The sequence below is a fragment of the Pseudomonas sp. St29 genome, from assembly GCF_001547915.1.
Lineage (GTDB): Bacteria > Pseudomonadota > Gammaproteobacteria > Pseudomonadales > Pseudomonadaceae > Aquipseudomonas.
The window spans coordinates 5,864,610-5,889,377 of the sequence record NZ_AP014628.1; the positions used below are offsets into that span (position 1 = coordinate 5,864,610).

Consider the following 24,768-nt stretch of genomic DNA (forward strand, 5'->3'; position numbering starts at 1 on the left):
CGGCCCCACTGCTGTTCAGGGAAACAGCGCCGGTTCGGGAAACTCGCTTTCCATGTCCCAGTAACCCGCCTGTTGCCGCGAGGCAACGGTCCACTGGCCGTCGACATAACGGAAGGTGCGATAGGTGGTGATGAACTCTTCGTTCTCCATCGACGACGCCGACGACACCTGCTGGATGCTTTCGGTGCCGCCCTTGTCCGAGGGCACGATCTGCCAGGCGGCCTTGCCGGTCTGGGCGAACACCAGCGGCTGCTTTTCGCCGCCCTCCCCCAGGCACAGCACCGGATCCAGCTGACTCTGTTCCGGCGTCAGTACTTCAGTGAGGGGACCGCTGTAGCTGCCCATGGGCGCGGTCTGGTCAATGGTCAGGAAAAACGCCGGCGACGGCAGGCCGTTCAGCGGAGCCTTTTCCACCGTGGCCATCGGGTAGTCCAGGGACTTCTGCGCCAACACCTCGCCGCCATCGGACACCAGGCGCGCCAGCGCCCCCAACGGCGCAACCGGGTGATCGTCGTCGGACGGGAGCAGACTGTCGGCGTCCAGGCCATTGCCCCAGCTGTTGGCATGCAACTCAGGGGTGATACGCAGATCCTCCAGTACTTCCAGCACCGAGCCGTCCCCCACCAGCACCTGCTGGGCGATCCGATAGCCTTCCGGTACTTCAGCCTGCTGGGCCATGGCCAGCGCCGAACAGCCCAACAGCCCCGCGCCCAGCATCCAGCGCTTCAACCTTGTCATGCCCATCCCCTGCCTCCTTCCCTGCGAGTCCCGTGCCGATTATTCGAAAAGCGCATCCAACGCCTGTTCCAGGCGGGTAACGGCAATGATCTTCAAGCCTGGCGGTGCCTCCTTCGGTGCGTTGCCCTTGGGCACGATGGCCCGCTTGAAGCCATGCTTGGCCGCCTCTTTCAAGCGCTCCTGACCGCTGGGCACCGGACGCACTTCGCCGGACAGCCCCACCTCGCCGAACACCAGCAAGTCATGGGGCAGCGGACGATTGCGCAGGCTCGACATCACCGCCGCCATCAGCGCCAGGTCGGACGCGGTTTCCAGCACCTTGACCCCGCCCACCACGTTGAGGAACACGTCCTGATCGTGGGTCGGAATACCGCCGTGGCGATGCAACACCGCCAGCAGCATGGCCAGGCGGTTCTGGTCCAGGCCGAGGGTCACCCGGCGCGGGTTGGCCAGGTGGCTGTCATCCACCAGCGCCTGAACTTCCACCAGCATCGGCCGGGTACCTTCCCAGGTGGCCATCACCACGCTGCCCGGCACCTCTTCCTGGGCGCGGGTGAGAAAAATCGCCGAAGGGTTGGAGACTTCCTTCAAACCGCGGTCGGTCATGCCGAACACGCCCAGTTCATTGACCGCACCGAAACGGTTCTTCACCGCCCGCAGCAAACGCAGGCGACCGTCGGACTCCCCCTCGAAATACAGCACGGTGTCGACCATGTGCTCAAGCACCCGTGGCCCGGCCAGGGCGCCTTCCTTGGTCACGTGGCCCACCAGGAAGATCGCCGTGCCGCTCTGCTTGGCGTAGCGCACCAGCAAGGCCGCGCTCTCGCGCACCTGGGACACGCCGCCCGGGGCCGATTGCAGCTGCTCGGTGAAAATCGTCTGGATCGAGTCGATCACCATGACCTTGGGCTTTTCCACCCGGGCCGTGGCGATGATGGTTTCGATGCAGGTTTCGGTCATCACCCGCAGTTGATCCTGGGGCAGGCCCAGGCGCCGGGCGCGCATCGCCACCTGCTGCTGGGATTCCTCGCCGGTGACGTAGAGCGCCGGCATGCGCGTGGCGATATTGCACAGGGTCTGCAGCAGGATGGTCGACTTGCCGATCCCCGGATCGCCGCCGATCAGCACCACCGAACCGTCCACCAGGCCACCGCCCAGCACCCGGTCGAGTTCGCCGGAGGCGGTGGAGAAACGCGGGATTTCCTCGACGCTGACTTCCGCCAGGGTCTTGATCTGCGCCTGCTGCCCGGCCCAGCCGGTGCGCCCGGCAGGTGCCGCGGCGCCGCCACTTTCGATCATGGTCTCGGTCAGGGTGTTCCAGGCCCCGCACTCACCGCATTGCCCGGCCCATTTGGGAAAGGTGGAGCCGCACTCGGTGCAGCCGTACATGCGCTTGGCCTTGGCCATCTGAACCCCCGGCAAAAACCGCGATGATAGCTCAGCTGGAACGGATCAGCGCGGCGGCGCGGTGCGTATCTGCCCGCTGGCCAGCCGCGTGGCGCTATTGCCCAGGGGATCCTCGGCATTCAGGTCCGCGCCTTTGGCCGCCAGGGCCTGAAGCAATTCCTCCCGCTGGAACAGCCCGGCATACATGGCGGCGGTCTGCCCCGCGCCGTTGCGCTGGTCGGGGCTGCAATCGGCGGCCAGCAGGCGCCGGGCAATCTGCACCTCGCCCTTGAAGATCGCCCCCATCAATGCGGTGTTGCCGCGCTTGTCCTGGGCACAGGCATTGGCGCCGGCGGCCAGCAGGCGCTCCACCGCCGGGCCCTGGCCGTGATAGGCGGCCAGGATCAGCGCGGTGTAGCCCTTTTCATCCTGGGTATCGAGGGCGTAACCGGCCTCGATGAAGGTGTCGAGCATTGCCACGTCGCCCCGGCGCGCGGCATCGAAATAGTAGTGTTCCAGCTGAACCTTGACCGCCACCGGGTCGGCACTCGCCGCTGGTTCGGCCGCCGGCTGCGCATAGGCGACAAACGACCAGGCCACTGACAACAGCGCTATAAAAAGACGCATGGCGCGACTCCTCTGTCGGGAAAAGACGTCACGCCCGGACGGGCGTGACGAGGTGAAGCTGGCGCGATCAGTCGCTCAACTTGGCTGCCAGGGCCTTGACCCGGGCCAGGTCGCCCTTGGCCACGCGGGTCACGCCGCTGCCGTACTCCGGGTCGGCCTTATAAAGGAACGACAGGATGATGTGCTTGCTCTCGTCGTCAGTGGTGGCCAGGGAGCCGCCGAAGCTATCGATCAGGTCCTGGCGCTCTTTCTTGCTGAAGGAGCGATACAGGTCCCCGGCCTGCTTGAAGTTCTGCTCACGCTGGATCTTCGCCTGCTGGGTGCTGCCCGACAGCGCCATCTGGCTGTAGCGCGCGCTTTGCGGCTCTTCACGCGGCATCAGGCGGCTCGGCTGGTAGTTGACCCCGGTGCTGGTGTGGCCCAGGTTCATGGCGCCGTCCTGGTTGCCGTTGTTCACCGGGCTCTTCGGCGCGTTGATCGGCAGTTGCAGGGCGTTGGCGCCCAGGCGGTACATCTGGGTATCGGCGTAGGAGAACACCCGGCCCTGCAGCAGACGGTCTTCCGACGGTTCGATTCCCGGCACCAGGTTGGACGGGGCCATGGCCACCTGCTCGGTTTCCTGGAACACGTTGGCGGGGTTGCGGTTCAACACCATCTGCCCGACTTTGCGCTCGGGCACATTCGGCCAGATCTTGGTGGCGTCCAGCGGGTCGAAATCAAACTTGGCCAAGTCTTCGGGTTTCAATACCTGGACATACAAGTCCCACTTGGGAAAGTCCCCTTTATTGATGTGGGTTACCAAGTCGTTGCTCATATGGCTGTAATCACGCCCCTGGACCTCGACCACTTGTTTCGGATCGAGATTCTTCAGGCCTTGCAGGCTCTTCCAGTGAAACTTCACGTAATGCACTTCGCCCTTGGCATTGATCAACTTGTAGGCGTGCACGCCATTACCATCCATTTCCCGGTAACTGGCCGGAGTTCCGGAGTTGGAATACAGCTCGGTCAATGTGCGAGTGGCTTCGGGAACATGAGAGAAGAAATCAAAACGTCGCGAATCATCATCCAGATTGGTGCGCGGATCGGGTTTGAACGCATGCACCATGTCCGGGAACTTGATGGCATCGCGAATGAAGAACGTCGGGAAGTTGTTGCCGACCAGGTCCCAGTTACCCTCTGCGGTATAGAACTTGGTGGCGAAACCCCGTGGATCGCGCAAGGTTTCCGGGGAGTGGTTGCCGTGCACCACCGAGGAAAAACGGACAAATACCGGAGTGGTCTCACCGGCGGCAAAGACCTTGGCACGGGTCAGGTCGCTGAGGCTGTCGGTGACGGTGAAAGTGCCGTGGGCGCCGGTACCACGGGCGTGTACCACACGCTCTGGAATGCGCTCGCGATCGAACCGCTGAAGCTTCTGGATCAGTTGCACATCTTGCAGCAACACCGGGCCGGTGGCGCCTGCAGTCTGTGAATTCTGGTTATCGCCCACTGCCGCGCCATTGTCGCGGGTCAGCGTGGCAGCCTGTACGGAAAGGGAAACCAGACTGGCGGCAAGCACCCCCAGTATGCGTCGCTGGGAAAGACTCCCAAGGCCAAGAGAAGCGGTCATGTTGAATTCCTCTAGTTATATAAGGCGCATCCCGATGCGCTCGCTAGAGGCTAGTGGCTAACTATTTGAATGATAAATAGAAAGCCCGCAACCACTCGATTGACAGAATGTTCTGGTTATCTCATCTGATGCGGGGTATATCGCGCGCGATCTGCTGGCACTTTGAATAAACTCTTTGCCTGTTTATCGGTCAATAAGCCCGCAAGCTGTTAAAAGTTGTGTCGGCAAAATGCTTTTTGCTGAATTACACTGCCGTAACCAACCTCATCTGTAACAAGGAATAACCTATGGGCGTGCTAAGTGAGTTCAAGGCCTTCGCGGTCAAAGGCAATGTGGTCGACATGGCCGTGGGTATCATCATTGGCGCTGCGTTCGGCAAGATCGTCTCGTCCTTTGTCGGCGACGTGGTCATGCCCCCCATCGGCCTGCTGATCGGTGGGGTGAACTTCGGGGATCTGGCAGTCACGCTCAAGGCCGCGGCGGGCGATACGCCAGCGGTGGTGTTGGCGTACGGCAAGTTCATCCAGAGCATCATCGACTTCATCATCATTGCCTTCGCCATCTTCATGGGCGTCAAGGTGATCAACCGCCTGAAGCGTGAAGAGGCCGTGGCCCCGACACTGCCGCCGGTACCGAGCAAGGAAGAAGAACTGCTGGGGGAGATCCGCGATCTGCTCAAGGCGCAGAACAACAAGCCCTGATACAGGCTTCAGCACTACAAGGAACGGCGCCCTCAAGGCGCCGTTTTGCTTACCAGTAGGTTTCCACCGCCACCTGCCCCGGCCGTCGGCTCAGGCTCAGGTTCATGCCCCGCTGCTTGAGCAGCGCACGGGTGTCATCGATCATCTGCGGGTTACCGCAGAGCATCACCCGCGAATGCTCGGGGGTCAGTGCCACGCCGGCGGCACGCTCCAGCTCGCCGTTCTCGATCAGTTGGGTGATGCGCCCGTTGAGGCTGCCCGGATGCTGCTCGCGGGTCACGGTGCTGATGAACTGCAGCTTGTGGGCCACTTCCGCCAGGTACTCACGCTGGGGCAACTCGGCGAGCAGCTGCTGATAGGCCAGCTCCTTGGCCTCGCGCACGCTGTAGACCAGGATGATGCGCTCGAATTTCTCCCACACCTCGAAGTCCTGCAGGATCGACAGGAACGGCGCAATCCCGGTGCCGGTGGATAGCAGCCAGAGGTCGCGACCGTCGACAAAACGGTCCAGGGTCAGGTAGCCAAAGGCCTGGCGATCCACCAGCAGGCTGTCCCCCACTGCCAGGCGACTCAGTTCGCTGGTGAACTCGCCGCCAGGCACCACGATGGAAAAGAACTCGAGAAACTCATCGAACGGCGACGACACCATGGAATAGGCGCGCCACACCGTACTGCCATCGGCCTTGGTCACCCCGAGACGGGCGAACTGCCCGGCACGAAAGCGAAAACCCGCGTCCCGGGTGGTGCGCAGGGTAAACAGGCTGGAGGTCAACGGCTGGACCTCCAGCAGGGTCTGGCGCGTGTACTTTTCTTCACTGGCGGTCATGACGGGCTCCACAAAAGCGATGCTCTAGTGTCCCGCAAAGCGCCGGACAGAAACACCGGCGGTTTGTAGTGGCATAGAGCGCGGGCAATCCCCGGCAAAAAAACGTACCATTTAGCCCCGCTTCGAACGGCCCGCACCGCCGCTGCTCGAGGGTTCCCGTGCGCGCGACAGCCCCCACCGCCGGGACATTCACCGATTACCTAGAGTCCGCCCCATGCCCCTGCTTGCAAGCCCCTTCGCCCAGCTCGACCTGATCCGCCAGCCCGAACAGCAGAACGAGCCGCTGCAAGCCTTCGACGCGGCGGACGAATACCTGCTCAACCACCTGGCCGAGCAGCAACCGACCAGCGACAGCCGGGTGCTGATCCTCAATGACAGCTTTGGCGCCCTGGCCGCGAGCCTGCTGGGCAAGGTCCAGGTCAGCAGCAGCGGCGATTCGTACCTGGGCGCCCTGGCCCTGGAAAAGAACCTGGCGCGCAACGGCCTGCCCTTCGACGCCCTGCGGGTGATACCGGCCAGCGAGCCGTTGCACGGCCCCTTCGACCGGGTGCTGATCCGCGTGCCCAAGACCCTGGCCCTGCTGGAAGAGCAACTGATCCGCCTGCAAGGGCAACTGGCCCCAGGCGCCCAGGTCGTGGCGGCGGCCATGATCAAGCACCTGCCCCGCGCCGCCGGCGACTTGCTGGAGCGCTACATCGGCCCGGTGCAGGCCTCCCTGGCGGTGAAAAAGGCCCGCCTGCTGATCGCCACGCCAGAAGCCAGGCCGGCGGTGGTGTCGCCCTACCCGACCCGCTATCGCCTGGAGCAGCCGGCCATCGAGCTGCTCAACCACGCCAATGTGTTCTGCCGCGAAGGCCTGGACATCGGCACCCGCGCCTTCCTCCCGCACCTGCCGCAGAACCTCGGCAGCGCCCGGGTCGCAGACCTGGGCTGTGGCAACGGCGTACTGGCCATCGCCAGCGCCCTGGACAACCCCCAGGCCCACTACACCCTGGTGGACGAGTCCTTCATGGCCGTGCAGTCGGCCCGGGAGAACTGGCAGGCGCTGCTCGGTGACCGTGAAGCCGAGATGCGCGCCGGCGATGGCCTGGCCGGGCAGGCGCCGCAGTCCCTGGACGTGGTGCTGTGCAACCCGCCGTTCCACCAGCAGCAGGTGGTGGGCGACTTCCTCGCCTGGCGCATGTTCCAGCAGGCCCGGGAGGCGCTGGTGGTGGGCGGCGCGCTGTATATCGTCGGCAACCGCCACCTGGGCTACCACAGCAAGCTGGCGCGGCTGTTCCGCGGCGTCGAACAAGTGGCGGCGACGCCCAAGTTCGTGATCCTCAAGGCACGCAAGTAACAGGCAAAAAAAACCCTCCGCAGGCGGAGGGTTGAAACCGTGCCGCAAGGCAACGGGATGGGATGATCAGTGGGTGGTCAAGCCCGCAGCATTCATGAACAGGCGCATCAGGCTGGCCACCACAAACAGGGCCAGTACGCTGCCACCCCAGATCATCGCCAGCCAGCCCAGGCGCTGCCACAGCGGTTTCTTTTCCGCCTGTTCGATTTCCTGCAAAGAGTGTTTACCGCTCATGATTGCAACTCCTGCCTAACCCGAATTCCCGTAGGGCCCGGCTTGCCAGCGAAAGCGCCAGCAGCCGGCTCCTGCCTAGTGGTAACCGTCTTCGTGGGTGACCTTGCCGCGGAACACGTAGTAGCTCCAGAAGGTGTAGCCCAGGATGAACGGGATGATGAACAAGGTCCCCACCAGCATGAAGCCCTGGCTCTGCGGCGGCGCGGCGGCGTCCCAGATGGAGATCGACGGCGGCACGATGTTCGGCCACAGGCTGATGCCCAGGCCGCTGTAGCCGAGGAAGATCAGCACCAGGGTCAGCAGGAACGGGGTGTAGTGGGCATTGCGGGCCACGGCGCGCAGCAGGCCGTACATGGTCACCAGCACCAGGATCGGCACCGGCAGGAACCAGAACAGGTTCGGCAGGGTGAACCAGCGCGCGGCGATCTCGGCGTGGGCCAGCGGCGTCCAGATACTGACGATGCCAATCACCGCCAGCACCACATAGGCCAGGGGCCGAGCAATGTCATGCATCTGCTGCTGCAGCTTGCCTTCGGTCTTCATGATCAGCCAGGTGCAGCCGAGCAAGGCATAGGCCACCACCAGCGCCAGGCCGCAGAACAGGGTGAAGGGCGTCAGCCAGTCCAGCGAGCCGCCGGCGAACTGCCGGTTGACCACCGGCAGGCCATCGATGAACGCCCCCAGGGCCACACCCTGGAAGAAAGTCGCCGCCAGCGAACCGCCGATGAAGGCCTTGTCCCAGATATGGCGCTTGTCGTCCTTGGCCTTGAAGCGGAACTCAAAGGCCACGCCGCGGAAGATCAACCCCACCAGCATCAGGATCAGCGGCAGGTAGAGCGCCGAGAGCACCACCGAGTAGGCCAGCGGGAAGGCGCCGAACAAGGCCGCGCCCCCCAGCACCAGCCAGGTTTCGTTGCCGTCCCAGACCGGGGCGACGGTGTTCATCATCACGTCACGGTCGCGCTCGTCCTTGACGAACGGGAAGAGAATCCCGATCCCCAGGTCGAAGCCATCCATGACCACGTACATCATGATGCCGAAGATGATAATCACGGCCCATAACAGCGGAAGATCAATACCCATGACTCAGTTCCCCTTGTTCAGGCGGGTGCCGTGGTCGGCGTCGTGGTCATCGTCGGCTGCGGACAGCGGACGGGCCGGGGTACGTTTCTGCCCGGGACCACCGTGGCTGGTTTCGGCACCTTCGTTGGTGACCGGACCTTTGCGCACCAGGCGCATCATGTAGCCGATACCCACGCCGAACAGCGAGAAGTACACCACCACGAACAGCGCCAGGGTGATGCTCATCTGCACAAAGCTGTGCCCGGACGAGGCGTCCGCCGTGCGCATCAGGCCATAGACCACCCACGGCTGACGACCGATCTCGGTGGTGAACCAGCCCGCGAGGATCGCGATCAGCCCGGATGGGCCCATCCACAACGCCAGGTACAGGAACGGGCGCGAGGTGTAGAGGGTGTCGCGCTTGCGCAGCCAGAGGCTCCACAGGCCGGTGAAGATCATCAGCATGCCCAGGCCGACCATGATCCGGAACGACCAGAAGACGATGGTCGAGTTGGGCCGGTCCTCGGGCGGGAACTCCTTGAGCGCCGGCACCTGCTTGTCCAGCGAGTGGGTGAGGATCAGGCTGCCCAGGTAGGGGATTTCCACCGCGAAACGGGTCTTCTCGGCCTTCATGTCCGGCCAGCCGAAGAGGATCAGCGGGGTCGGCTCGTTGCCGACGTTTTCCCAGTGGCCTTCGATCGCGGCAATTTTCGCCGGCTGATGCTTGAGGGTGTTGAGGCCGTGGAAGTCGCCGATCACCGCCTGCACCGGCGCCACGATCAGGGCCATCCACATCGCCATCGACAGCATGCGACGAATGGCCGGGTTGTCGCGGCCCCGCAGCAAGTGCCAGGCTGCGGACGAGCCGACGAAGAACGCCGTGGCAACGAACGCGGCGACCGCCATATGCGCCAGGCGATAGGGGAATGACGGGTTGAAGATCACCGCCAGCCAGTCCACCGGGATCACCTGGCCGTTGACGATTTCATAGCCTTGCGGAGTCTGCATCCAGCTGTTGGACGAGAGGATCCAGAAGGTCGAGATCAGGGTACCGATGGCCACCATCACCGTGGAGAAGAAGTGCAGCTTGCGCCCGACCTTGTTCCAGCCGAACAGCATCACACCGAGGAAACCGGCTTCCAGGAAGAAGGCCGTGAGCACTTCATAGGTGAGCAAGGGGCCGGTGACCGACCCGGCAAAGTCCGAGAAACGGCTCCAGTTGGTGCCGAACTGGTAAGCCATCACCAGGCCGGAAACCACACCCATGCCGAAGTTGACGGCGAAGATCTTCGACCAGAAGTGGTAGAGATCACGGTAGGTGTCGTCGCGGGTTTTCAGCCACAGGCCCTCGAGTACCGCCAGGTAACTCGCCAGGCCGATGGTGATCGCCGGGAACAGGATGTGGAACGAGATGGTGAACGCGAATTGAATTCGGGCGAGATCAAGCGCCTCTAAACCGAACATAAGCTTTCCTCTATCAGGTAATACCGGCTGCGGGCCAAGGGCCAGCGCCTACTGCCCCCACGGATATGGAGTTCGGCGAATTCGGATTCGTTCTTTTTTAAACCATCGCAACGTAGGGATTCTGGCCCTTGGGCCGCCACATCAAACCACTGGAAAAGGTTTTGATCTGGGTCAAGCAACGTTAAAAGAGTAGTCCTATTTTCGGCACACAACTCTGTGGTTATTTGCCGCGTGACAGCTTGCCTCACCCTCTCAAGTTCGGGGTTTTCCCGGCGTTTTCCCACGCAAAACGCCTGTAGCCGCTGCTGAGCCTGCGACGCGGCGAAAGGCCGGGCCGCGTTCGGTACGCAGGGCCTTGCCTGGCGATTGCCCGTCGAACCTGCGGCGTATTCAAGATCCTGGCGTCTCCTCCGGAGCCGTTCGCAGCCTGCGGCAGCGGCTACAAGGGTTGGCGGCCCGGCATGGGAGCAAAAAAGAAGATAGATGCGCAGCTAACGATTTTCCCGCGCACCGCAACCATTGGTTACATCTTGGTGATAACCTCGTTGCACTCCCGCTCAGATTGACCGCCCGATGCCCAGCCAAACGCCTCTGTTGCTCCGTCACCATCGCCCGTTCATCGCTTTCTGGCTGGCCCGGATCTTCACCGCCAGCGGTTTCCAGATGCTCACCGTGGCCATCGGCTGGAACCTCTACCAACTAACCGGCAACGTCCTCGACCTGGGCCTGGTGGGGCTGGTGGAGTTCGCCCCGCGCGTGCTGTTCATGCTGCACACCGGGCATGTGGCCGATCGCTACGACCGGCGCCGGGTAGCGGCGATCTGCCAGTCGCTGCAAGCCTTGATCGCCCTGGCCCTGGCCGTCGGCAGCCTGACCGACAGCGTCACCCGGGAAATGATCTTCATCCTGGCCTTCCTCCTCGGCGGCGCCCGCTCCTTCGAGATGCCCACCACCCAGGCCCTGCTGCCGAGCATCGTGCCCGCGGCGCTGTTTCCCCGGGCGGTGGCCGCCGCACAATCGGCGCAACAGTCGGCGACCATCGTCGCCCCGGCCCTGGGCGGGTTGCTGTATGCCTTCGGCAGCGTCTGGGTCTACGGCCCCACCGTGGTCCTGTACCTGATCGCCTGCCTGCTGATGCTCAACCTGCCGGCGCGGCAGACGCCGCTGAACAAGGGCAAGGCCACCCTCGACTCGCTGCTGGCGGGCATCCGCTTCATCCGCAGCCGCCCGGACATTCTCGGCGCCATCTCCCTGGACCTGTTCGCGGTCCTGCTGGGCGGTGCCACCGCACTCTTGCCGGTGTTCGCCAAGGACATCCTGCTCACCGGCCCCTGGGGCCTCGGGCTGCTGCGCTCGGCACCGGCGGTGGGCGCGCTACTGATGTCACTGTGGCTGGCGCGTTTCAGCGTCGAGCGCAAGGTCGGGCGGGTGATGTTCACCGCCGTCGGCGTATTCGGCGTGGCCACCATCGCCTTCGGCCTCTCGACTTCGTTCTGGTTTTCCCTGGCGGTGCTGGTGGTGCTGGGGGCGGCGGACATGATCAGCATGGTGATCCGCGCGTCCTTCGTGCAGCTGGAAACCCCGGACGAAATGCGCGGCCGGGTCAGCGCGGTGAACGGCTTGTTCATCGGTGCTTCGAACCAGCTGGGGGAATTCGAATCCGGGCTGACCGCCCACTGGTTCGGCACCGTGCCGGCGGTGGTGCTGGGCGGGGTCGGCACGCTGGTCGTGACCGGGGTCTGGATCAAGCTGTTCCCGACTCTGGCCAAGCGCGATCGGATGATCGAGCGAGTGGAAGAGGCCAAGGCCTGAAGCCGCGCCGGACGGGCGCGGCCAGATTCAGTTATCAATGACCGGGCTGAGCCTCAGCGGCTACACGCCATTTCGCCGCCTCCAGCAGGTCGCAACCATCCTGGGTCAGTACATAGAGCACTTCGATGATGTGCGGGATGTCCTTCACATCGCCGTGGCTGAAGTTCAGGCAGCACAGGGTTTCCAGCAGGTTGGCAGCGGTACGCATACGATGCTCGGCCGCCTCGTGAAGCGCCTCAGGGGACGCATTGGCGTTGATGAAGAGAACACCTGGAAGGCCAGCGCTGGATTTGAGCGGGAGGTAGCGAGGAGTATCAATTGAAATATTCATCGAGAAATCCTTTTTGGTCATGAATGCACTGGGCTGAATAACAACCCAGCGCCCGCCGAACTTGAATGCAAAGCGCCTTCTAATTTCGGGTGACCAAACCCGTTCACTGAATTGGCAGCGACGGCGCGAACTATAGAAGTGCTGGAGCGAACGGTGCAATGAGCGGCCTGTTAACCTTTGTTACCCGCTTTCGAGCCCCTCCGTCAGGCCGCTGTAGGCGGCCCTCTCCAACAACAATCAATGCACGCAACCACCTCGTAACAGCGTGTTGATCATTCTCTGCAATACAAAACCGCTACGAAGAGTGTAAGGTATCGCCTTACACTCGCTCCCCATGATCAAGTCCTTTCAGCACAAAGGCCTGCGCGCCTTCTATGAAACCGGATCGACTCGTGGAATACGGGCTGAGCATGCACGCCGGCTGGCCCGCCAGCTGTCGTTCATGGATCACGCCAGCGAACCGGCAGACCTCAACCTGCCGGGCTGGCGGCTGCACCCACTCAGGGGCGACCTGCACGGCTATTGGTCCCTGGTGGTGTCCGGCAACTGGCGAGTGATCTTTCGTTTCGTAGGTTCGGATATCGAACTGGTCGATTATCTGGACTACCACTGAACAGGAGGCAGGATCATGCCCATTCACAACCCACCCCACCCCGGTGACACCCTGCGCCTGGATGTCCTGCCTGAGCTGGGCATCAGCGTGACGGAGTTGGCCCGGCATATCGGCTATGCCCGCCCGCATCTGTCCAAGGTGTTGAACGGCCATGCGCCGATCCGCGCGGAACTGGCGGTCCGCCTGGAACGTGCCGGAATCGGCAAGGCCAAGGTCTGGCTGGCGGTGCAGGCCGATTACGACATCTGGCACACCGAGCAGGAGTTGCAACCGGTGATCGAGCCTATCGCGGCCCATGTCGGCTGAGCCCTATACCAGCAACTCTGCTGCCACCTGGGCGCGCTTGGCGCGACCGCACAGCGCCTCCACCAGGGCCAGGGCAAACGCCAGGGCGGCGCCGGAACCCTGGGCGGTGATGCAGTTGCCATCCACCACCACCGGCTGGTCGACAAAGCTGCAGCCCAGCAGCTGATGGCTGGCACTGGGCAGGCAGGTCATGCGCCGCTGGCGCAGCACGCCATAGGCCTGCAAGGCCAGGGCCGGCGCTTCGGCGATGCCGGCGAACAGGCGCCCCGCTGCTGCCTGGTCCTTGACCAGTTGCATCAGCGGTTGGTGGCTCGCCAGGTGCTGGGCGCCCACCGCGCCGCCAGGCAATACGATCAGATCGAAGCGCTGGGCCAGTACATCCACCAGCATGGCGTCGGCGGTGAGCCGGGTGCCCCGGGCGCAGGTGAGCATGCGCCGGTTTTCGACACTGGCCGCCAGCACTTCGAGTTCGGCACGGCGCAGGACATCGATCAGGGTCACGCTTTGCAGATCATCGATGCCTTCGGCAAGGGTGACCAAGGCTCTGAAGGTCATGGGGATGACTCCACAAGGAACGTCTTCAGAGCTTAGTCAGCTTTGCCCCGAACCGTTCGCCGCTACCTGATGTAGATCTGCGCGCCGAGGGTATTGCCCGGCGCGTTGATCGAGGTGTTGCGGAAACTGAAGGTGCCTTCCTGCTTGCCCGCCAGGTCGAACACATAGATGTAGCCGACGGTGATTCCGGAGTTACCGCAAGGCACATAGCTGGAACCGTCCTCGCACACGGCCGAACGGGTGCCGTCGACTTCAAAACCGTCCAGGGTCACATGGGGCTCGCGGCCGTAGCCGATCTCCAGCACATAGACCTTGATGTTTGGGCCGCTGTGATCGCACTGGGTCCGTTCACGGCCGTCGGAAACGTCCTCCAGGCCGCAGGAAGGTGACAGCACCTTGAGAATCTCCACCCGGCTCAAGGGTGGCGCCGAGCGAGCCACGGCCGGAGTCGTCAGCCAGCAGGCCGCTGCTCCCACCAACGCCAACGCGATCATTTTCACTGTGCTGCGCATAAATCCTCCCTTGAAAGCAGGGCGCAGTATGCGCTACTTGCCAGCGGGGCAAAACATCGCCGACGATCGCAGCCATTGGCCCACGCTGCTGGTATGATGCGCGGCTTTTTCCGACCCAGGGCAAATCCGCAGGCACCTTATAAAGTCTGTGCTTTGCTGTTGGAGTCGATACATTCACGGCGCCCGGCGGCGCCACGGGGAGCAGACATGCTGGAAAGGCTGTTTCAACTCAAGGCACACAACACCAACGTGCGCACCGAGATTCTTGCGGGCGTCACCACCTTCCTGGCCATGGCCTACATCCTTTTCGTCAACCCGAGCATCCTCGGCGAAACGGGCATGGACAAAGGCGCGATTTTCGTTGCCACCTGCCTGGCGGCGGCCATCGGTTCCACCGTCATGGGCCTGATCGCCAACTACCCGATCGCCCTGGCACCGGGCATGGGCCTGAACGCCTTCTTCACCTACACCGTGGTCCTGCACATGGGCCACACCTGGCAAGTGGCGCTGGGTGCGGTGTTCATTTCGGCGGTGCTGTTTTTCATACTGTCGATCTTCAAGATCCGCGAATGGATCATCAACAGCATCCCCCTGCCCCTGCGCTCGGCGATTGCCGCCGGTATCGGCCTGTTCCTGGCGCTGATCGCCCTGCATAACGCCGAGATCGTGATCGGCAACAAGTCGACCCTGGTGGGCCTGGGCGACCTGAGCAAACCGGCCCCGATCCTCGCAGCCCTGGGCTTTGCCCTGATCGTGGCCCTGGAAGCCCTGAAAGTGCGCGGCGCCGTGCTGATCGGCATCCTCGCGGTAACCCTCGTCTCCATTCTCATGGGCGTCACCCCGTTCGGCGGCGTGACCTCGATGCCACCGTCCCTGGCCCCGACCTTCCTGCAGCTGGACATCAAGGGCGCCCTGGACATCGGCCTGATCAGCGTGATCTTCGCCTTCCTGTTCGTCGATCTGTTCGACAACTCCGGCACCCTGATCGGCGTGGCCAAGCGCGCCGGCCTGATGGGCAAGGACGGCCACATGCCGAAAATGGGCCGGGCGCTGATCGCCGACAGCACCGCGGCCATGGCCGGTTCCCTGCTGGGCACCTCGACCACCACCAGCTACATCGAATCCGCTGCGGGCGTGAGCGCCGGCGGCCGCACCGGGCTGACCGCCATCGTGGTGGCGATCATGTTCCTGCTGGCGCTGTTCTTCTCGCCACTGGCGGCCAGCGTGCCCGCCTTCGCCACCGCGCCGGCCCTGCTGTTCGTCGCCGTGCTGATGACCTCGGGCCTGGCGGAAATCGACTGGGACGACATCACCGTTGCCGCTCCCGTGGTGGTCACCGCCCTGGCCATGCCTTTCACTTACTCCATCGCCAACGGCATTGCCTTCGGCTTTATCGCCTGGACCGTGATCAAACTGCTGTCGGGCCGCGCCCGTGAGCTGAACGCGCCCCTGGTGATTCTGTCGATCCTGTTCGTGATCAAGCTCGGTTACCCCGCATGACTTTTGACGCCGCAAGCTACAACAGCCAGTTGAACGACAAGGTCGCGCGCCTGCGTGACCTGCTGGCGCCTTTCGATGCGCCCGAGCCCCAGGTCTTCGACTCGCCCTTGCAGAACTTCCGCCTGCGTGCCGAATTCCGCCTGTGGCGCGAAGCCGGTGAGCGGCACTACGCGATGTTCTCCCAGGACGACAAGCGCACGCCGATCCTCATCGAGGAATTCCCCATCGCCAGCCAGCGCATCAACCAGTTGATGCCCCGGCTCAAGGCCGCCTGGCAAGCCAGCGCGCCCCTGAGCCACAAGCTGTTCCAGGTGGAGTTCCTCACCACCCTGGCGGGCGACGCGATGATCACCCTGTGCTACCACCGCCCGCTGGACGAGCACTGGCACAAGGCGGCGAGCCAATTGGCCGCCGACCTCAACGTCAGCGTGATCGGCCGCTCCAAGGGCAAGCGCGAAGTCATCGGCCAGGACTACGTGGTGGAAAAGCTCGACGTCGGCGGGCGTACCTTCAGCTACCGCCAGCCCGAGGGCGCCTTCACCCAGCCCAACGGCACGGTGAACCAGAAGATGCTCAACTGGGCCTATGAAGCCCTGGGCGAACGCCAGGACGACCTGCTGGAGCTGTACTGCGGCAACGGCAACTTCACCCTGCCCCTGGCCACCCGGGTGCGCAAGGTGCTGGCCACCGAAATCAGCAAGACCTCGGTCAACGCCGCGCTGAGCAACCTCAGCGAAAACGCGGTGGATAACGTCACCCTGGTGCGTCTGTCCGCCGAAGAGCTGACCGAAGCCCTGAACGAGGTGCGTCCGTTCCGCCGCCTGCAAGGCGTGGATCTGAAGAGCTACGAATTCGGCAGCGTGTTCGTCGACCCGCCCCGGGCCGGCATGGACCCGGACACCTGCGAACTGACCCGGCGTTTCGACAACATCCTGTACATCTCCTGCAACCCGGAGACCCTGGCGGCCAACATCGCCCAACTGCACGACAGCCACCGCATCACCCGCTGCGCGCTGTTCGACCAGTTCCCCTGGACTCACCACATGGAATCCGGGGTCCTGCTGACCCGCCGCTGATCGGCCCTGCGTCAACCAACAGCCGTCCTCGCGACGGCTGTTTGCATTCTGCCGCCCGCCCCCTGCACAGGAGCCGGCTTGCCGGCGATGGGCCCCCTGGGACATGCGCCGTGCTGGCGGGTGCTTTCACTGGCAAGCCAGCGCCTACAAGGCCAGGCCTGACGCGCCCCAGCATTGACCACCGCCGCCCCCTGGCTGTGTAAAACGTGGGCGACGGCGGTGTATCAAGCCGACACTCAGGCGGCCAGGGCCCAGTCCAGGGCCAAGCCCGGTACGCCCACCAGACTGATATCGGTCGCGACTGCGGCAGCCGGGGTGGCGTGGGCAACGCCGGCCGCGGCCAGGTCGTCAAAGGTCGAGTTCAGCGACAGGCTGGGGTCGATGGCCTTGAGCAGGGCATCGATCTCGCCGGCCAGGGCCGAGCTGTCACCGCTCATCAGGCCGTAGACCACCTTGTGCACTTCGCCTGCACGCCCTTCTTCCTTCAGGCTGTCGAGGCCCAGGTTGTTGAAGCTGACTTCCTGGCTGACCAGGTGGTAGTTGCTGCCCGCACCACCGGCGAGGGTGTCGCCCAGGGAGATGGTGTCCACCGAGCCCCACAGGGTATGGCTCGGGTTGCTGAACAGGGTGTAGTGCAGGTTGCCGTCGGCGACGAAGGCGGCGTCGCTGGCGGTGCTCTTGATCGCGTACTGGGTGCCGTCGAACGGGCCCGGGTTGAAGCCGCCGGTGTTGGTGCCATCGACCACTTCGCCTGGGCGGTGGTTGACGTCACCGAAGTAGGCCGACCAGTCAGTCAGGTATTGCGCAACAGTATTACCGCCGTAGGTAGCGCTGTAAGAGATCGAAATGCTCATGCAAAACTCCAATACATAGGTGGGTCATGGCCGCAGCACGCCAATGCCTGCTGCGGTTTTGCCCGGCAACGGGCAAAAGCGCTCAGAACTGATATTCCACGCTGCCCTGCAGGGTCCGGCCGCGGCCGAGGGTGAAGGCCAGGACATCGCCGAGGGGCACCAGGTAGGCGCGGTCGGTGACGTTTTCCATGGCCAGGCGCAGGGTCAAGTCTTCAGTGGCCCGGTAGCTGCCATACAGGTCATAGACGGTGTAGGGCTTCCAGTCGGCCGGGTAGACGCCGGTCTGGCTCACGGTGCCGGTGGCGGAACCGGCGATCGAGTAGCCGGCGCTGTAGCGGGCCCGGGCACCGATATCCAGCTTGCGTTCGAAAAAGCGCGCGCCCAGGGTCAGGGTGCCGCGGTCCATGGGCATGTGTTCGGCCGAGCCGAGGATCGCGGCATTGCAGCGGCTGGCCTGGTTGGCGGCCTCATCGGGGCGCATGCCGGTGACGATCGCGCCACGCCCGGTGCCGCTCTTCACCGGCTGGGTCACGCCTCCCAGCCAGGCGACTTTCGTGCAGAAATCGTTGTCGCCGATCATGTGGGTGTAGTTCAGCTGGCCGTAGGCGCGGCCGGCGTCATAGTCCAGCTGGTATTCCACGCCCTTGAAGCGGGTACTGCTGAGGTCGTTGACGTAAGCGCTGTTGCCGATGCCGGGCGAACCGTAGCCGGGGGGCTGCACGCCCATGGCCATATAGATGAAGTCGTCGACCCGGGTATCGAAGTAGGCCACCTTGATGCCCAGGCGGTCATCGTTGAACCAGAGGTTTTCCTTGAAGACGTTGACCCCCGCTTCCCAGGTGGTGGAGCGCTCCGGCTTGAGAAACGGGTTGGGGAAGGTGCTCTCCGAGCCGCCGCCGTGGGGCCGGCCGCTGATCATGGTTTCGGTCACCGCCGGGGGCCGCCAGCCCTTGCCATAGCTGGCGAACAGTTGCAGCCACTCGACCCCGGGCTTGACCGACAGGCCGAAGGTCGGCGAGAAGCGCCCTTCCTGGTTGTCGATGTCGTAGGCCACCGGCACCGAGACCTGCTGCGGCGTCTTGCCGATGACAAAGGTGCGGGTGTTGATCCCGGTCTCGCCCCGCAGGCGGTAGCGGTCGTAGCGCAGCCCGGCATTGAGGTTCAGCCAGCCGTCGTAGTCGAAATCCAGCCGCGTGAACAGGCTGCCCAGGGCCCGGTCGCCCTCGGGGGTCATGCTCGCCGCCGGCGAGGCGTTGACCGCCGAACCCTTGGGCACCGGCTGGCTGGAGTCGGGGCGGACCTTGTCATAGAAGAACTCCAGGCCGTAGTTGGCCTTGAGCGTGGACAACTCGCCCAGGGCAAAGGTCGAGGTGTTCTGCGCTTGCGCACCGTAGGTGTCGGTCTGGTAGGTGATCGAATAGCCCGGGCTGCTGCGGCGGGTCAGGGTGCTCTGGTCGTTGCTGTTGTCGACGTAGTAGAGCTTGGCCTTGAAATCGATCAGCGGGTTGTCCGGGGTGTAGCTGTAGTCGAGGCCGACGTTCTGCGAATGCACCTTGCTGCTGCCGAGCTTTTCCCAGAGCCGCTCCTGGTTCTCGGTATTCATCATGTTGGCGTCGTCGTAGGCCACCTCGGTGCTCAGGTAGCTCAGTTGCAGACGCTGGTCCTGGGGCAGGTTGAGCCCCAGTTTGGCCAGGCGTGAGCGCATCACCGAAGCGGAATAGGCCACCTTGGAGTGCTTCACCCGGTCATTGATCGACGGGTCCATCCAACTGCCGGTGCGCAATTCACCGATGCCGCCACGGGTCCCCGGCCGGTAGTCGCCCAGATGCCGCTCACTGGCGGCCAGCAGCATGTCCCAGGCTTGGGTGCCGATGGCGAAGGCGGAGCTGCCGATGAAGTGAGTGCCGTTGCTGCGGCCGCCCAGGCCCGTGGTCAGGCGGATCCGGCCACCAAGCTCCTGGCCGGGCTTGAGCAGGTCGCGGGCCTCAAGGGTGCGAAAGTTGGCGACCCCGCCGATCACCCCGGCGCCGCCCATGGTCGAGGTCGCGCCCTTCTCCACCACCACTTCGGAGAGCAGCTCGGGGTCGACATAGAGGGTGCCGTTGCGCTGCTGGTGGCCGCTTTGCTGATAGTTCTGGCGCATGCCGTCCACCGACATGTTGACCCGGCCATAGTCCTGCAGGCCGCGGATGTTCACCGACAAGCCGGGGTCCTGCTGGCTGACGGCAGAGTACACGCCGGAGGTTTCCTCCAGCATCTCGGCGGCATGCCGCGGTGGATTGCGATCCAGTTGCTCGCGGCCGACCATGCTCACCGAGCGCGGCGCGTTGTATACCCAGTCGATCTGGCGACCTTCAGGGTCAGCGGAAACCGTGGTGGGGGCCAGGGCCAGGGCGCCATCCCGCGCGGCTTCCACCCGGCTCAGAGTCACCTGGCGCTCACCGCTAAAGCGATACTCCACCGGGGCATTGCCCAGCAGGCGGGCCAGCCCGTCCTCAGCGCCGTAGCGCCCCTTGAGTGGCGAACTGTGCAAGCCATGCAGGCGCAGGCTGTCGAACAGCACTTGCACCCCGGCCTGCTCGGCAAACAGCAGCACGGCACTGCCCAGGGCCTGGGCGGGAATATCGAAATCCAGCTCGCGTGGCTGCTGGGTACTCTGCCGGGCAGCTCCGACAGGCTCCGCCGCGTGCAGCAGGCCGCTTCCCGCCAACAGTCCTGCTACGCCCAAGTGGATGGCCAAGGCCAACCGACTTGCGGCGTGAATTCCAGTGCGACGGCCTACCCTCATGTCCCTGATTCCTGCGCTGGCTATTTTTGCTTATGCGAATGCATCTCAATTAGCTAGACGTGCCAGGCCGGAAAACTCAGTAAGGTTTTTTCCGATTATTTTTCAGGGATAGGGAAAGAGGCCCGCAGGCCTCAGTAAATCAGGCTGACGCCGGCCAGGTCGAAACGTTGCACCTGCAGCTCCTGGGTCAGGGTGACCAGGGCGGCGTCGAGCATGTCCAGGCGGAAGACCGCGCTGACCTGCCGCTGGGCCAGGGCCCTGTTGGCCAGCACCACCCGCCCGGGGCGATAGCGATTCAGACGCTCCACCACCACGCCCAGGGGCTGGCGATCGAACACCAGCACACCGCGCCGCCAACTGGTGGCCCGTTGCAGGTCGAGCCCATCGAGGGCGACCACGCCTGACTGCGGGTCATAGCGCACGCTCTGCCCTTGCTGCACAACCTGCTCGCCAGTGCCACCCTGCGCCGGAGCATCCAGGCTCACCGCGACACTGTGCTGCAACACCCCGACCCAGGCTTGCTGGTCGCTCTCCCGACCGACCACGAAACGGGTGCCCAGGGCCCGGGTCTGGCCACCGGCGCTGCGTACGATGAAGGGGCGCTTTTCCTCGCCGACCATGGGCGCCACATCAAACACCGCGGAACCGGCCAACAGCTGGACCTGGCGTTTCTCGTCGCTGAAATCCAGGCCAATGGCGCTGTCCGAATCCAGTTCCACGCTGCTGCCATCGGCCAGTTGCACGCTGCGCACCTGGCCTTTTCCGGTCAGGTAGTCGGCTTGCAGGTACAGCAGCACCTGCGGCCCTTGCAGCCAGCCCAGGGCAACCGCCAGCACCAGCACGGCCGCGCTGGCAACTCGTGGCAGCAGACGCCGGCGACGCGCTCGATGCGCCGCCGGCCTTCCTGCCTGACGCCGTGGCGGCGCCGTGCCGGCCAGCTCCGGGTCCAGGCGCAGCTCTCCCAGGGCCTCCCAGGTCTGCCGGGCAAACGCCAGGGCCTCGGGGTGACGCGGGTCGGCGGCCTGCCACTGGGCAAGCTGCGCCTGCTCGACGGCGCTCAGCCCTCCCGCCTGCAAACGCACCGCCCAGTCGGCAGCGGCCTCGGTGATACTGCGCTCTTGCGGACCCTGGCTATTCACGTGTGAATCTCGATTTCTCGTTATACATAAGCAGTGACGTCTGACCCCGACTTTTACCGTAACTCACTGGTCAACCGGCCGACCGTCGGTAGCCTGCAGGCGTTGCATCACATAGGCCAGTGCCCGGGCCAGGTGCTTTTGCACCGAGCTGTCGGAAATGTTCAGGTGCCGGGCCACCTCGGCGTGGGTCATGCCTTCAATGCGGTTCAGGCGAAAGATTTCCCGGGTCCGCGGCGGCAGTTCCGTGATCGCCTGTTTCAGTGCCTTGCGCTGTTGCTGCGCCATCGCCTGAGCCTCCAGCCCGGCCGCCTCATCCTCGATGTCGGCCAGCACTTCATGGGGCACGGTCTGTGTCTTGCGCCGCGCTTCCTGACGTACATGGTCGATCAGCAGGTTGTTCGCCGTGCGGTAGAGATAGCCCTGGGAGTTGTCGATCCGCTCGCCGTGCCGATGCTCGGCCAGCCGCAGGAAACTCTCCTGCACCAGATCTGCGGCCAACTGCGGGTCCCGTACCTTGCGCGCCAGATACCCACGCAAGGCAGCGGCATGCTTGAGAAACAGTCCCTTGAGATCCACGTCCGACAAACCTACTCCCTGGAACATGAAGGAAATTGCCGGGCATCTTAAGATCAGTCGAGAATGATTTTCAATTGATATCAATATTCATTGGCGATCCACTCTGGCGCCGGTCAACCTCATTCCGGCGCCTGGGCCGGCGCCTCCACCTTGCGCGGCCGGCCGCCCTTCTTGCCGTTAAGGCGCGCCGCCCGAGTCTTGGCCGCGCTGCTTTGCCGACCGTTGCGGGACGCGACCAACTGGGTCGCCAGTTTCATCAGCGGCTCGCTGGCAGACAGCAGCCCGACAATCGACACCTGCAGGTCAACAGCCTCATGGCACACCGCCGTGGCGGAAAAGCCCTGCTGCAGTTGCTGCAACTGGGTGTCGCTCAGCGCCGCCAGCTCCGGATAGTTGTCCACCGGCAGATGAATCGAACTGCCATCGGCAAAGCCCAGGCACAGGCACCCGGCGGCATAGCTCAAGGTGCTGACGTGCAAACCCGCGTCATGACGCGCTTCACCGCGTTCGACCGCTTGATCCAGCAACGCCTGGGTCAAAGGCACATCGACCGGCACCGCTGCTTTGATGACTTTCATAGTTCGATCTCCACTCCTTGCGCCGCGCCCACCAGGGTCAGGCGCGTCAGGTTTCGTTGTTCCACGTAGTGCGCCGACTCGATCAGGTACACCCTGCAGCCGGCGCTTGAACGTTCCACCACAGCGTTCGCTTGCCAATCCCACAACTGCTGCTCAAGGCACAAGGTACGCAGCTTGCTCCACCCGATACGCCGAGCCAGATGCACCCGTTGCGTCAAGGCCTGGCGCAAACCCTCAAGGACTGCCAGCGCCGGGCGGCGACCATGGGGGACAACGTCCCAGAGCTCGACGCCGTTGTGCCAGAAGCTGAAGCGAAAACGGGCACTCCAACGACCGCCATCCACATGCACATGGGGTGGGCAATGTTCGTCACGCAACATGACGACGACCGCATAGCCCTTGTAAACGAACACTTTCATGCTAACCCATCCGTTAGGTTATTGAGTCCAAAGACTCATGTTTCCATGATTAATCCGACCACTGGCCTGAAAGGGCAGCAGGAGGTGACCTGCTTGAGGTTAGCCCCGGAGAGGGCCTGGGCAGCCATACGGCCGCTGCAAAGTCGTCAGCATTTATTGCCGGACAGGGCCTTGCCACGGCCATCGCCCATAACAGCGTTCGATTATCGAACACTTAATCAACCTTCCCGGCCTCGGTTCTCGGCCATCAATTGACCAAATTAACCAGTTAGTACAATTTACCTCCCCAGCGCCTCGTACCTTCTCCCGAGGCTGACAATAACAACGGAGATCTACCCCCATGCGTCCTATCGTTCTGGTGCTCAACGGCCCGAACCTGAACCTGCTCGGCACTCGTGAACCGGCGACTTACGGCCACGAAACCCTGGCCGATGTCTCTGCCTTATGCGGCCGTGCCGCCGAGGAATTCGGCCTGGCCGTGGAATTTCGCCAGACCAACCACGAAGGCGAATTGCTCGACTGGATCCACGCCGCCCGCGGCCGCTGCGCCGGCATCGTGATCAACCCTGCCGCCTGGACCCACACCTCGGTGGCGATCCGCGATGCCCTGGTAGCCAGTGAGCTGCCGGTGATCGAAGTGCACCTGTCCAACGTCCACGCCCGCGAACCCTTCCGCCATCACTCCTTTGTCTCGGGCATCGCCCTGGCGGTGATGTGCGGCTTCGGCAGCCACGGTTATCGCCTGGCGCTGGAACACTTCAGCCTGCGGTTCAAGGAGCAAGGTCTATGACTGGCCCTACAGGCGTACTCGCCGGACTGATCGGTGCCGGCATCCAGGCTTCGCGCACCCCGGCCCTGCATGAACACGAAGGCGATGCGCAAAACCTGCGCTACCTGTACCGGCTGATCGACCTGGACCAACTGGGGCTCGACAGCAGCGCCCTGCCCGACCTGCTCCAAGCCGCCGAACGGATGAACTTCACCGGACTGAACATCACCTTTCCCTGCAAGCAGAGCATCCTGCCGCTGCTCGACGAGCTGTCCCCGGAAGCTCGCGGCATTGGCGCGGTCAACACCGTGGTGCTCAAGGACGGCAAGCGGGTCGGCCACAACACCGACTGCCTGGGTTTTGCCGAAGGGTTCCGCCGTGGCCTGCCAGGCGTGGCCAGACGCCGCGTGGTGCAGATGGGGGCCGGTGGCGCCGGCGCGGCAGTGGCCCACGCCCTGCTCAGTGAGGGCGTGGAACACCTGAGCATTTTCGATGTGGAAAACCAGCGGGCGCAGAGTCTGGCGGACAACCTCAACCAGCACTTCGGTGCCGGTCGGGCCAAGGCAGGCACCGACCTGCCCAGTACCCTGGCCAGCGCCGACGGCCTGGTGAACACCACGCCCATGGGCATGGCCAAGCTGCCGGGCATGCCGGTGCCGCTGGAACTGCTGCGGGCAGACCTGTGGGTGGCCGAGATCGTCTACTTCCCACTGGAAACCGAGCTGTTGCGCAACGCCCGCGCCCTGGGTTGCCGAACCCTGGACGGCGGCACCATGGCAGTGTTCCAGGCGGTCAAGGCGTTCGAGCTGTTCAGCGGCCGGAGCGCCGACCCGCAACGGATGCTGGCGCACTTCCAGAGCATGAATGGCTGAAATGCGCCTGTAGCCGCTGCCGCAGGCTGCGACAGGCCTCGCCGGGGCCTCGGCATCCGTCGGGACGCTGGCGAGCCTGCGG

At 63.9% G+C, this 24,768-nt stretch carries 26 protein-coding genes; 9 read left to right on the forward strand and 17 right to left on the reverse strand.

Annotated features, from left to right (window positions below; translation table 11 throughout):
- Window positions 1–15: 15 nt before the first annotated feature.
- From PST29_RS26115 to PST29_RS26130, 4 genes are all read right to left on the reverse strand, one after another.
- The gene (locus tag PST29_RS26115; protein WP_060844685.1) at window positions 16–744 is read right to left on the reverse strand and encodes a hypothetical protein; all 729 of its coding nucleotides are present in this window, start codon (window positions 742–744) and stop codon (window positions 16–18) included.
- Between the two features lie 33 nt (window positions 745–777).
- Window positions 778–2,145, reverse strand: a complete 1,368-nt coding sequence (radA, locus tag PST29_RS26120) for a DNA repair protein RadA (protein ID WP_011063580.1) — start codon at window positions 2,143–2,145, stop codon at window positions 778–780.
- A gap of 45 nt (window positions 2,146–2,190) precedes the next feature.
- Entirely contained in the window at window positions 2,191–2,751 is a 561-nt protein-coding gene (locus PST29_RS26125) for an ankyrin repeat domain-containing protein (protein ID WP_060841187.1), read from the reverse strand.
- Window positions 2,752–2,818: 67 nt separating this feature from the next.
- Window positions 2,819–4,360, reverse strand: coding sequence for a catalase (locus PST29_RS26130; RefSeq protein ID WP_060844686.1), 1,542 nt, complete (start codon window positions 4,358–4,360; stop codon window positions 2,819–2,821).
- 287 nt (window positions 4,361–4,647) lie between these two features.
- Between PST29_RS26130 and mscL the strand changes: the two genes are divergently transcribed.
- Window positions 4,648–5,061, forward strand: coding sequence for a large-conductance mechanosensitive channel protein MscL (mscL, locus tag PST29_RS26135; protein WP_060841189.1), 414 nt, complete (start codon window positions 4,648–4,650; stop codon window positions 5,059–5,061).
- 49 nt (window positions 5,062–5,110) lie between these two features.
- On the opposite strand, the gene PST29_RS26140 is transcribed toward mscL, so the two are convergent.
- Window positions 5,111–5,887, reverse strand: a complete 777-nt coding sequence (locus PST29_RS26140) for a ferredoxin--NADP reductase (protein WP_060841190.1) — start codon at window positions 5,885–5,887, stop codon at window positions 5,111–5,113.
- A gap of 214 nt (window positions 5,888–6,101) precedes the next feature.
- On the opposite strand from PST29_RS26140, the gene PST29_RS26145 reads away from it, so the two are divergent.
- Window positions 6,102–7,226, forward strand: a complete 1,125-nt coding sequence (locus tag PST29_RS26145) for a methyltransferase (protein WP_060844687.1) — start codon at window positions 6,102–6,104, stop codon at window positions 7,224–7,226.
- A 66-nt stretch (window positions 7,227–7,292) separates the two neighbouring features.
- Here the strand turns inward: PST29_RS26145 and PST29_RS31335 are convergent, their stop codons facing one another.
- The 3 genes from PST29_RS31335 to PST29_RS26155 form a co-directional block, all read right to left on the reverse strand.
- On the reverse strand, window positions 7,293–7,460 hold the full coding sequence (locus PST29_RS31335; protein WP_082729298.1) for a DUF2474 domain-containing protein: 168 nt from the start codon (window positions 7,458–7,460) through the stop codon (window positions 7,293–7,295).
- Between the two features lie 75 nt (window positions 7,461–7,535).
- Window positions 7,536–8,543 carry a cytochrome d ubiquinol oxidase subunit II gene (gene cydB, locus PST29_RS26150; protein WP_060841191.1) on the reverse strand — a complete coding sequence of 336 codons (1,008 nt, stop codon included), beginning with the start codon at window positions 8,541–8,543 and terminating at the stop codon, window positions 7,536–7,538.
- 3 nt (window positions 8,544–8,546) lie between these two features.
- Window positions 8,547–9,986, reverse strand: a complete 1,440-nt coding sequence (locus tag PST29_RS26155) for a cytochrome ubiquinol oxidase subunit I (RefSeq protein WP_011063588.1) — start codon at window positions 9,984–9,986, stop codon at window positions 8,547–8,549.
- Between the two features lie 573 nt (window positions 9,987–10,559).
- Between PST29_RS26155 and PST29_RS26160 the strand changes: the two genes are divergently transcribed.
- On the forward strand, window positions 10,560–11,798 hold the full coding sequence (locus PST29_RS26160) for an MFS transporter (protein WP_060844688.1): 1,239 nt from the start codon (window positions 10,560–10,562) through the stop codon (window positions 11,796–11,798).
- Window positions 11,799–11,832: 34 nt separating this feature from the next.
- Here PST29_RS26160 and PST29_RS26165 read toward each other — a convergent pair whose 3' ends face one another.
- Window positions 11,833–12,129 carry a hypothetical protein gene (locus tag PST29_RS26165; RefSeq protein ID WP_060841193.1) on the reverse strand — a complete coding sequence of 99 codons (297 nt, stop codon included), beginning with the start codon at window positions 12,127–12,129 and terminating at the stop codon, window positions 11,833–11,835.
- Between the two features lie 334 nt (window positions 12,130–12,463).
- On the opposite strand from PST29_RS26165, the gene PST29_RS26170 reads away from it, so the two are divergent.
- Complete coding sequence (locus tag PST29_RS26170; protein WP_060841194.1) at window positions 12,464–12,742, forward strand: type II toxin-antitoxin system RelE/ParE family toxin; 279 nt, start codon at window positions 12,464–12,466, stop codon at window positions 12,740–12,742.
- A gap of 15 nt (window positions 12,743–12,757) precedes the next feature.
- Window positions 12,758–13,048, forward strand: coding sequence for a HigA family addiction module antitoxin (locus PST29_RS26175; protein WP_016966170.1), 291 nt, complete (start codon window positions 12,758–12,760; stop codon window positions 13,046–13,048).
- Window positions 13,049–13,051: 3 nt separating this feature from the next.
- Here the strand turns inward: PST29_RS26175 and PST29_RS26180 are convergent, their stop codons facing one another.
- Together PST29_RS26180 and PST29_RS26185 are read right to left on the reverse strand one after the other, a co-directional pair.
- Entirely contained in the window at window positions 13,052–13,603 is a 552-nt protein-coding gene (locus PST29_RS26180; protein WP_060841195.1) for a DJ-1 family glyoxalase III, read from the reverse strand.
- Window positions 13,604–13,665: 62 nt separating this feature from the next.
- Window positions 13,666–14,115: a DUF4879 domain-containing protein gene (locus PST29_RS26185; protein ID WP_060841196.1), complete on the reverse strand. Its 450-nt coding sequence runs from the start codon at window positions 14,113–14,115 to the stop codon at window positions 13,666–13,668.
- A 207-nt stretch (window positions 14,116–14,322) separates the two neighbouring features.
- On the opposite strand from PST29_RS26185, the gene PST29_RS26190 reads away from it, so the two are divergent.
- Window positions 14,323–15,615, forward strand: coding sequence for an NCS2 family permease (locus PST29_RS26190; protein ID WP_060841197.1), 1,293 nt, complete (start codon window positions 14,323–14,325; stop codon window positions 15,613–15,615).
- The gene (gene trmA / locus PST29_RS26195) at window positions 15,612–16,691 is read left to right on the forward strand and encodes a tRNA (uridine(54)-C5)-methyltransferase TrmA (RefSeq protein ID WP_060841198.1); all 1,080 of its coding nucleotides are present in this window, start codon (window positions 15,612–15,614) and stop codon (window positions 16,689–16,691) included. Before PST29_RS26190 ends, trmA begins: the two co-directional genes overlap by 4 nt.
- Window positions 16,692–16,927: 236 nt before the next feature.
- On the opposite strand, the gene PST29_RS26200 is transcribed toward trmA, so the two are convergent.
- From PST29_RS26200 to PST29_RS26225, 6 genes are all read right to left on the reverse strand, one after another.
- The gene (locus PST29_RS26200) at window positions 16,928–17,545 is read right to left on the reverse strand and encodes a heme acquisition protein HasA (RefSeq protein ID WP_060844689.1); all 618 of its coding nucleotides are present in this window, start codon (window positions 17,543–17,545) and stop codon (window positions 16,928–16,930) included.
- A gap of 82 nt (window positions 17,546–17,627) precedes the next feature.
- Window positions 17,628–20,333 (reverse strand): TonB-dependent receptor, encoded by a 2,706-nt coding sequence (locus PST29_RS26205; protein WP_060844690.1) that lies wholly within the window; start codon window positions 20,331–20,333, stop codon window positions 17,628–17,630.
- Window positions 20,334–20,464: 131 nt separating this feature from the next.
- Window positions 20,465–21,472, reverse strand: a complete 1,008-nt coding sequence (locus PST29_RS26210) for a FecR family protein (RefSeq protein WP_060844691.1) — start codon at window positions 21,470–21,472, stop codon at window positions 20,465–20,467.
- A 63-nt stretch (window positions 21,473–21,535) separates the two neighbouring features.
- Window positions 21,536–22,057: an RNA polymerase sigma factor gene (locus PST29_RS26215; RefSeq protein ID WP_060841202.1), complete on the reverse strand. Its 522-nt coding sequence runs from the start codon at window positions 22,055–22,057 to the stop codon at window positions 21,536–21,538.
- Window positions 22,058–22,167: 110 nt separating this feature from the next.
- Window positions 22,168–22,626 (reverse strand): DUF2442 domain-containing protein, encoded by a 459-nt coding sequence (locus PST29_RS26220; protein ID WP_060844692.1) that lies wholly within the window; start codon window positions 22,624–22,626, stop codon window positions 22,168–22,170.
- On the reverse strand, window positions 22,623–23,045 hold the full coding sequence (locus PST29_RS26225) for a hypothetical protein (protein ID WP_060844693.1): 423 nt from the start codon (window positions 23,043–23,045) through the stop codon (window positions 22,623–22,625). Before PST29_RS26225 ends, PST29_RS26220 begins: the two co-directional genes overlap by 4 nt.
- A gap of 340 nt (window positions 23,046–23,385) precedes the next feature.
- Here PST29_RS26225 and aroQ point away from each other — a divergent pair, with 340 nt between their 5' ends.
- Complete coding sequence (gene aroQ, locus PST29_RS26230; RefSeq protein WP_016967261.1) at window positions 23,386–23,835, forward strand: type II 3-dehydroquinate dehydratase; 450 nt, start codon at window positions 23,386–23,388, stop codon at window positions 23,833–23,835.
- The gene (locus tag PST29_RS26235; protein ID WP_060844694.1) at window positions 23,832–24,686 is read left to right on the forward strand and encodes a shikimate dehydrogenase; all 855 of its coding nucleotides are present in this window, start codon (window positions 23,832–23,834) and stop codon (window positions 24,684–24,686) included. Before aroQ ends, PST29_RS26235 begins: the two co-directional genes overlap by 4 nt.
- Window positions 24,687–24,768: the final 82 nt, after the last annotated feature.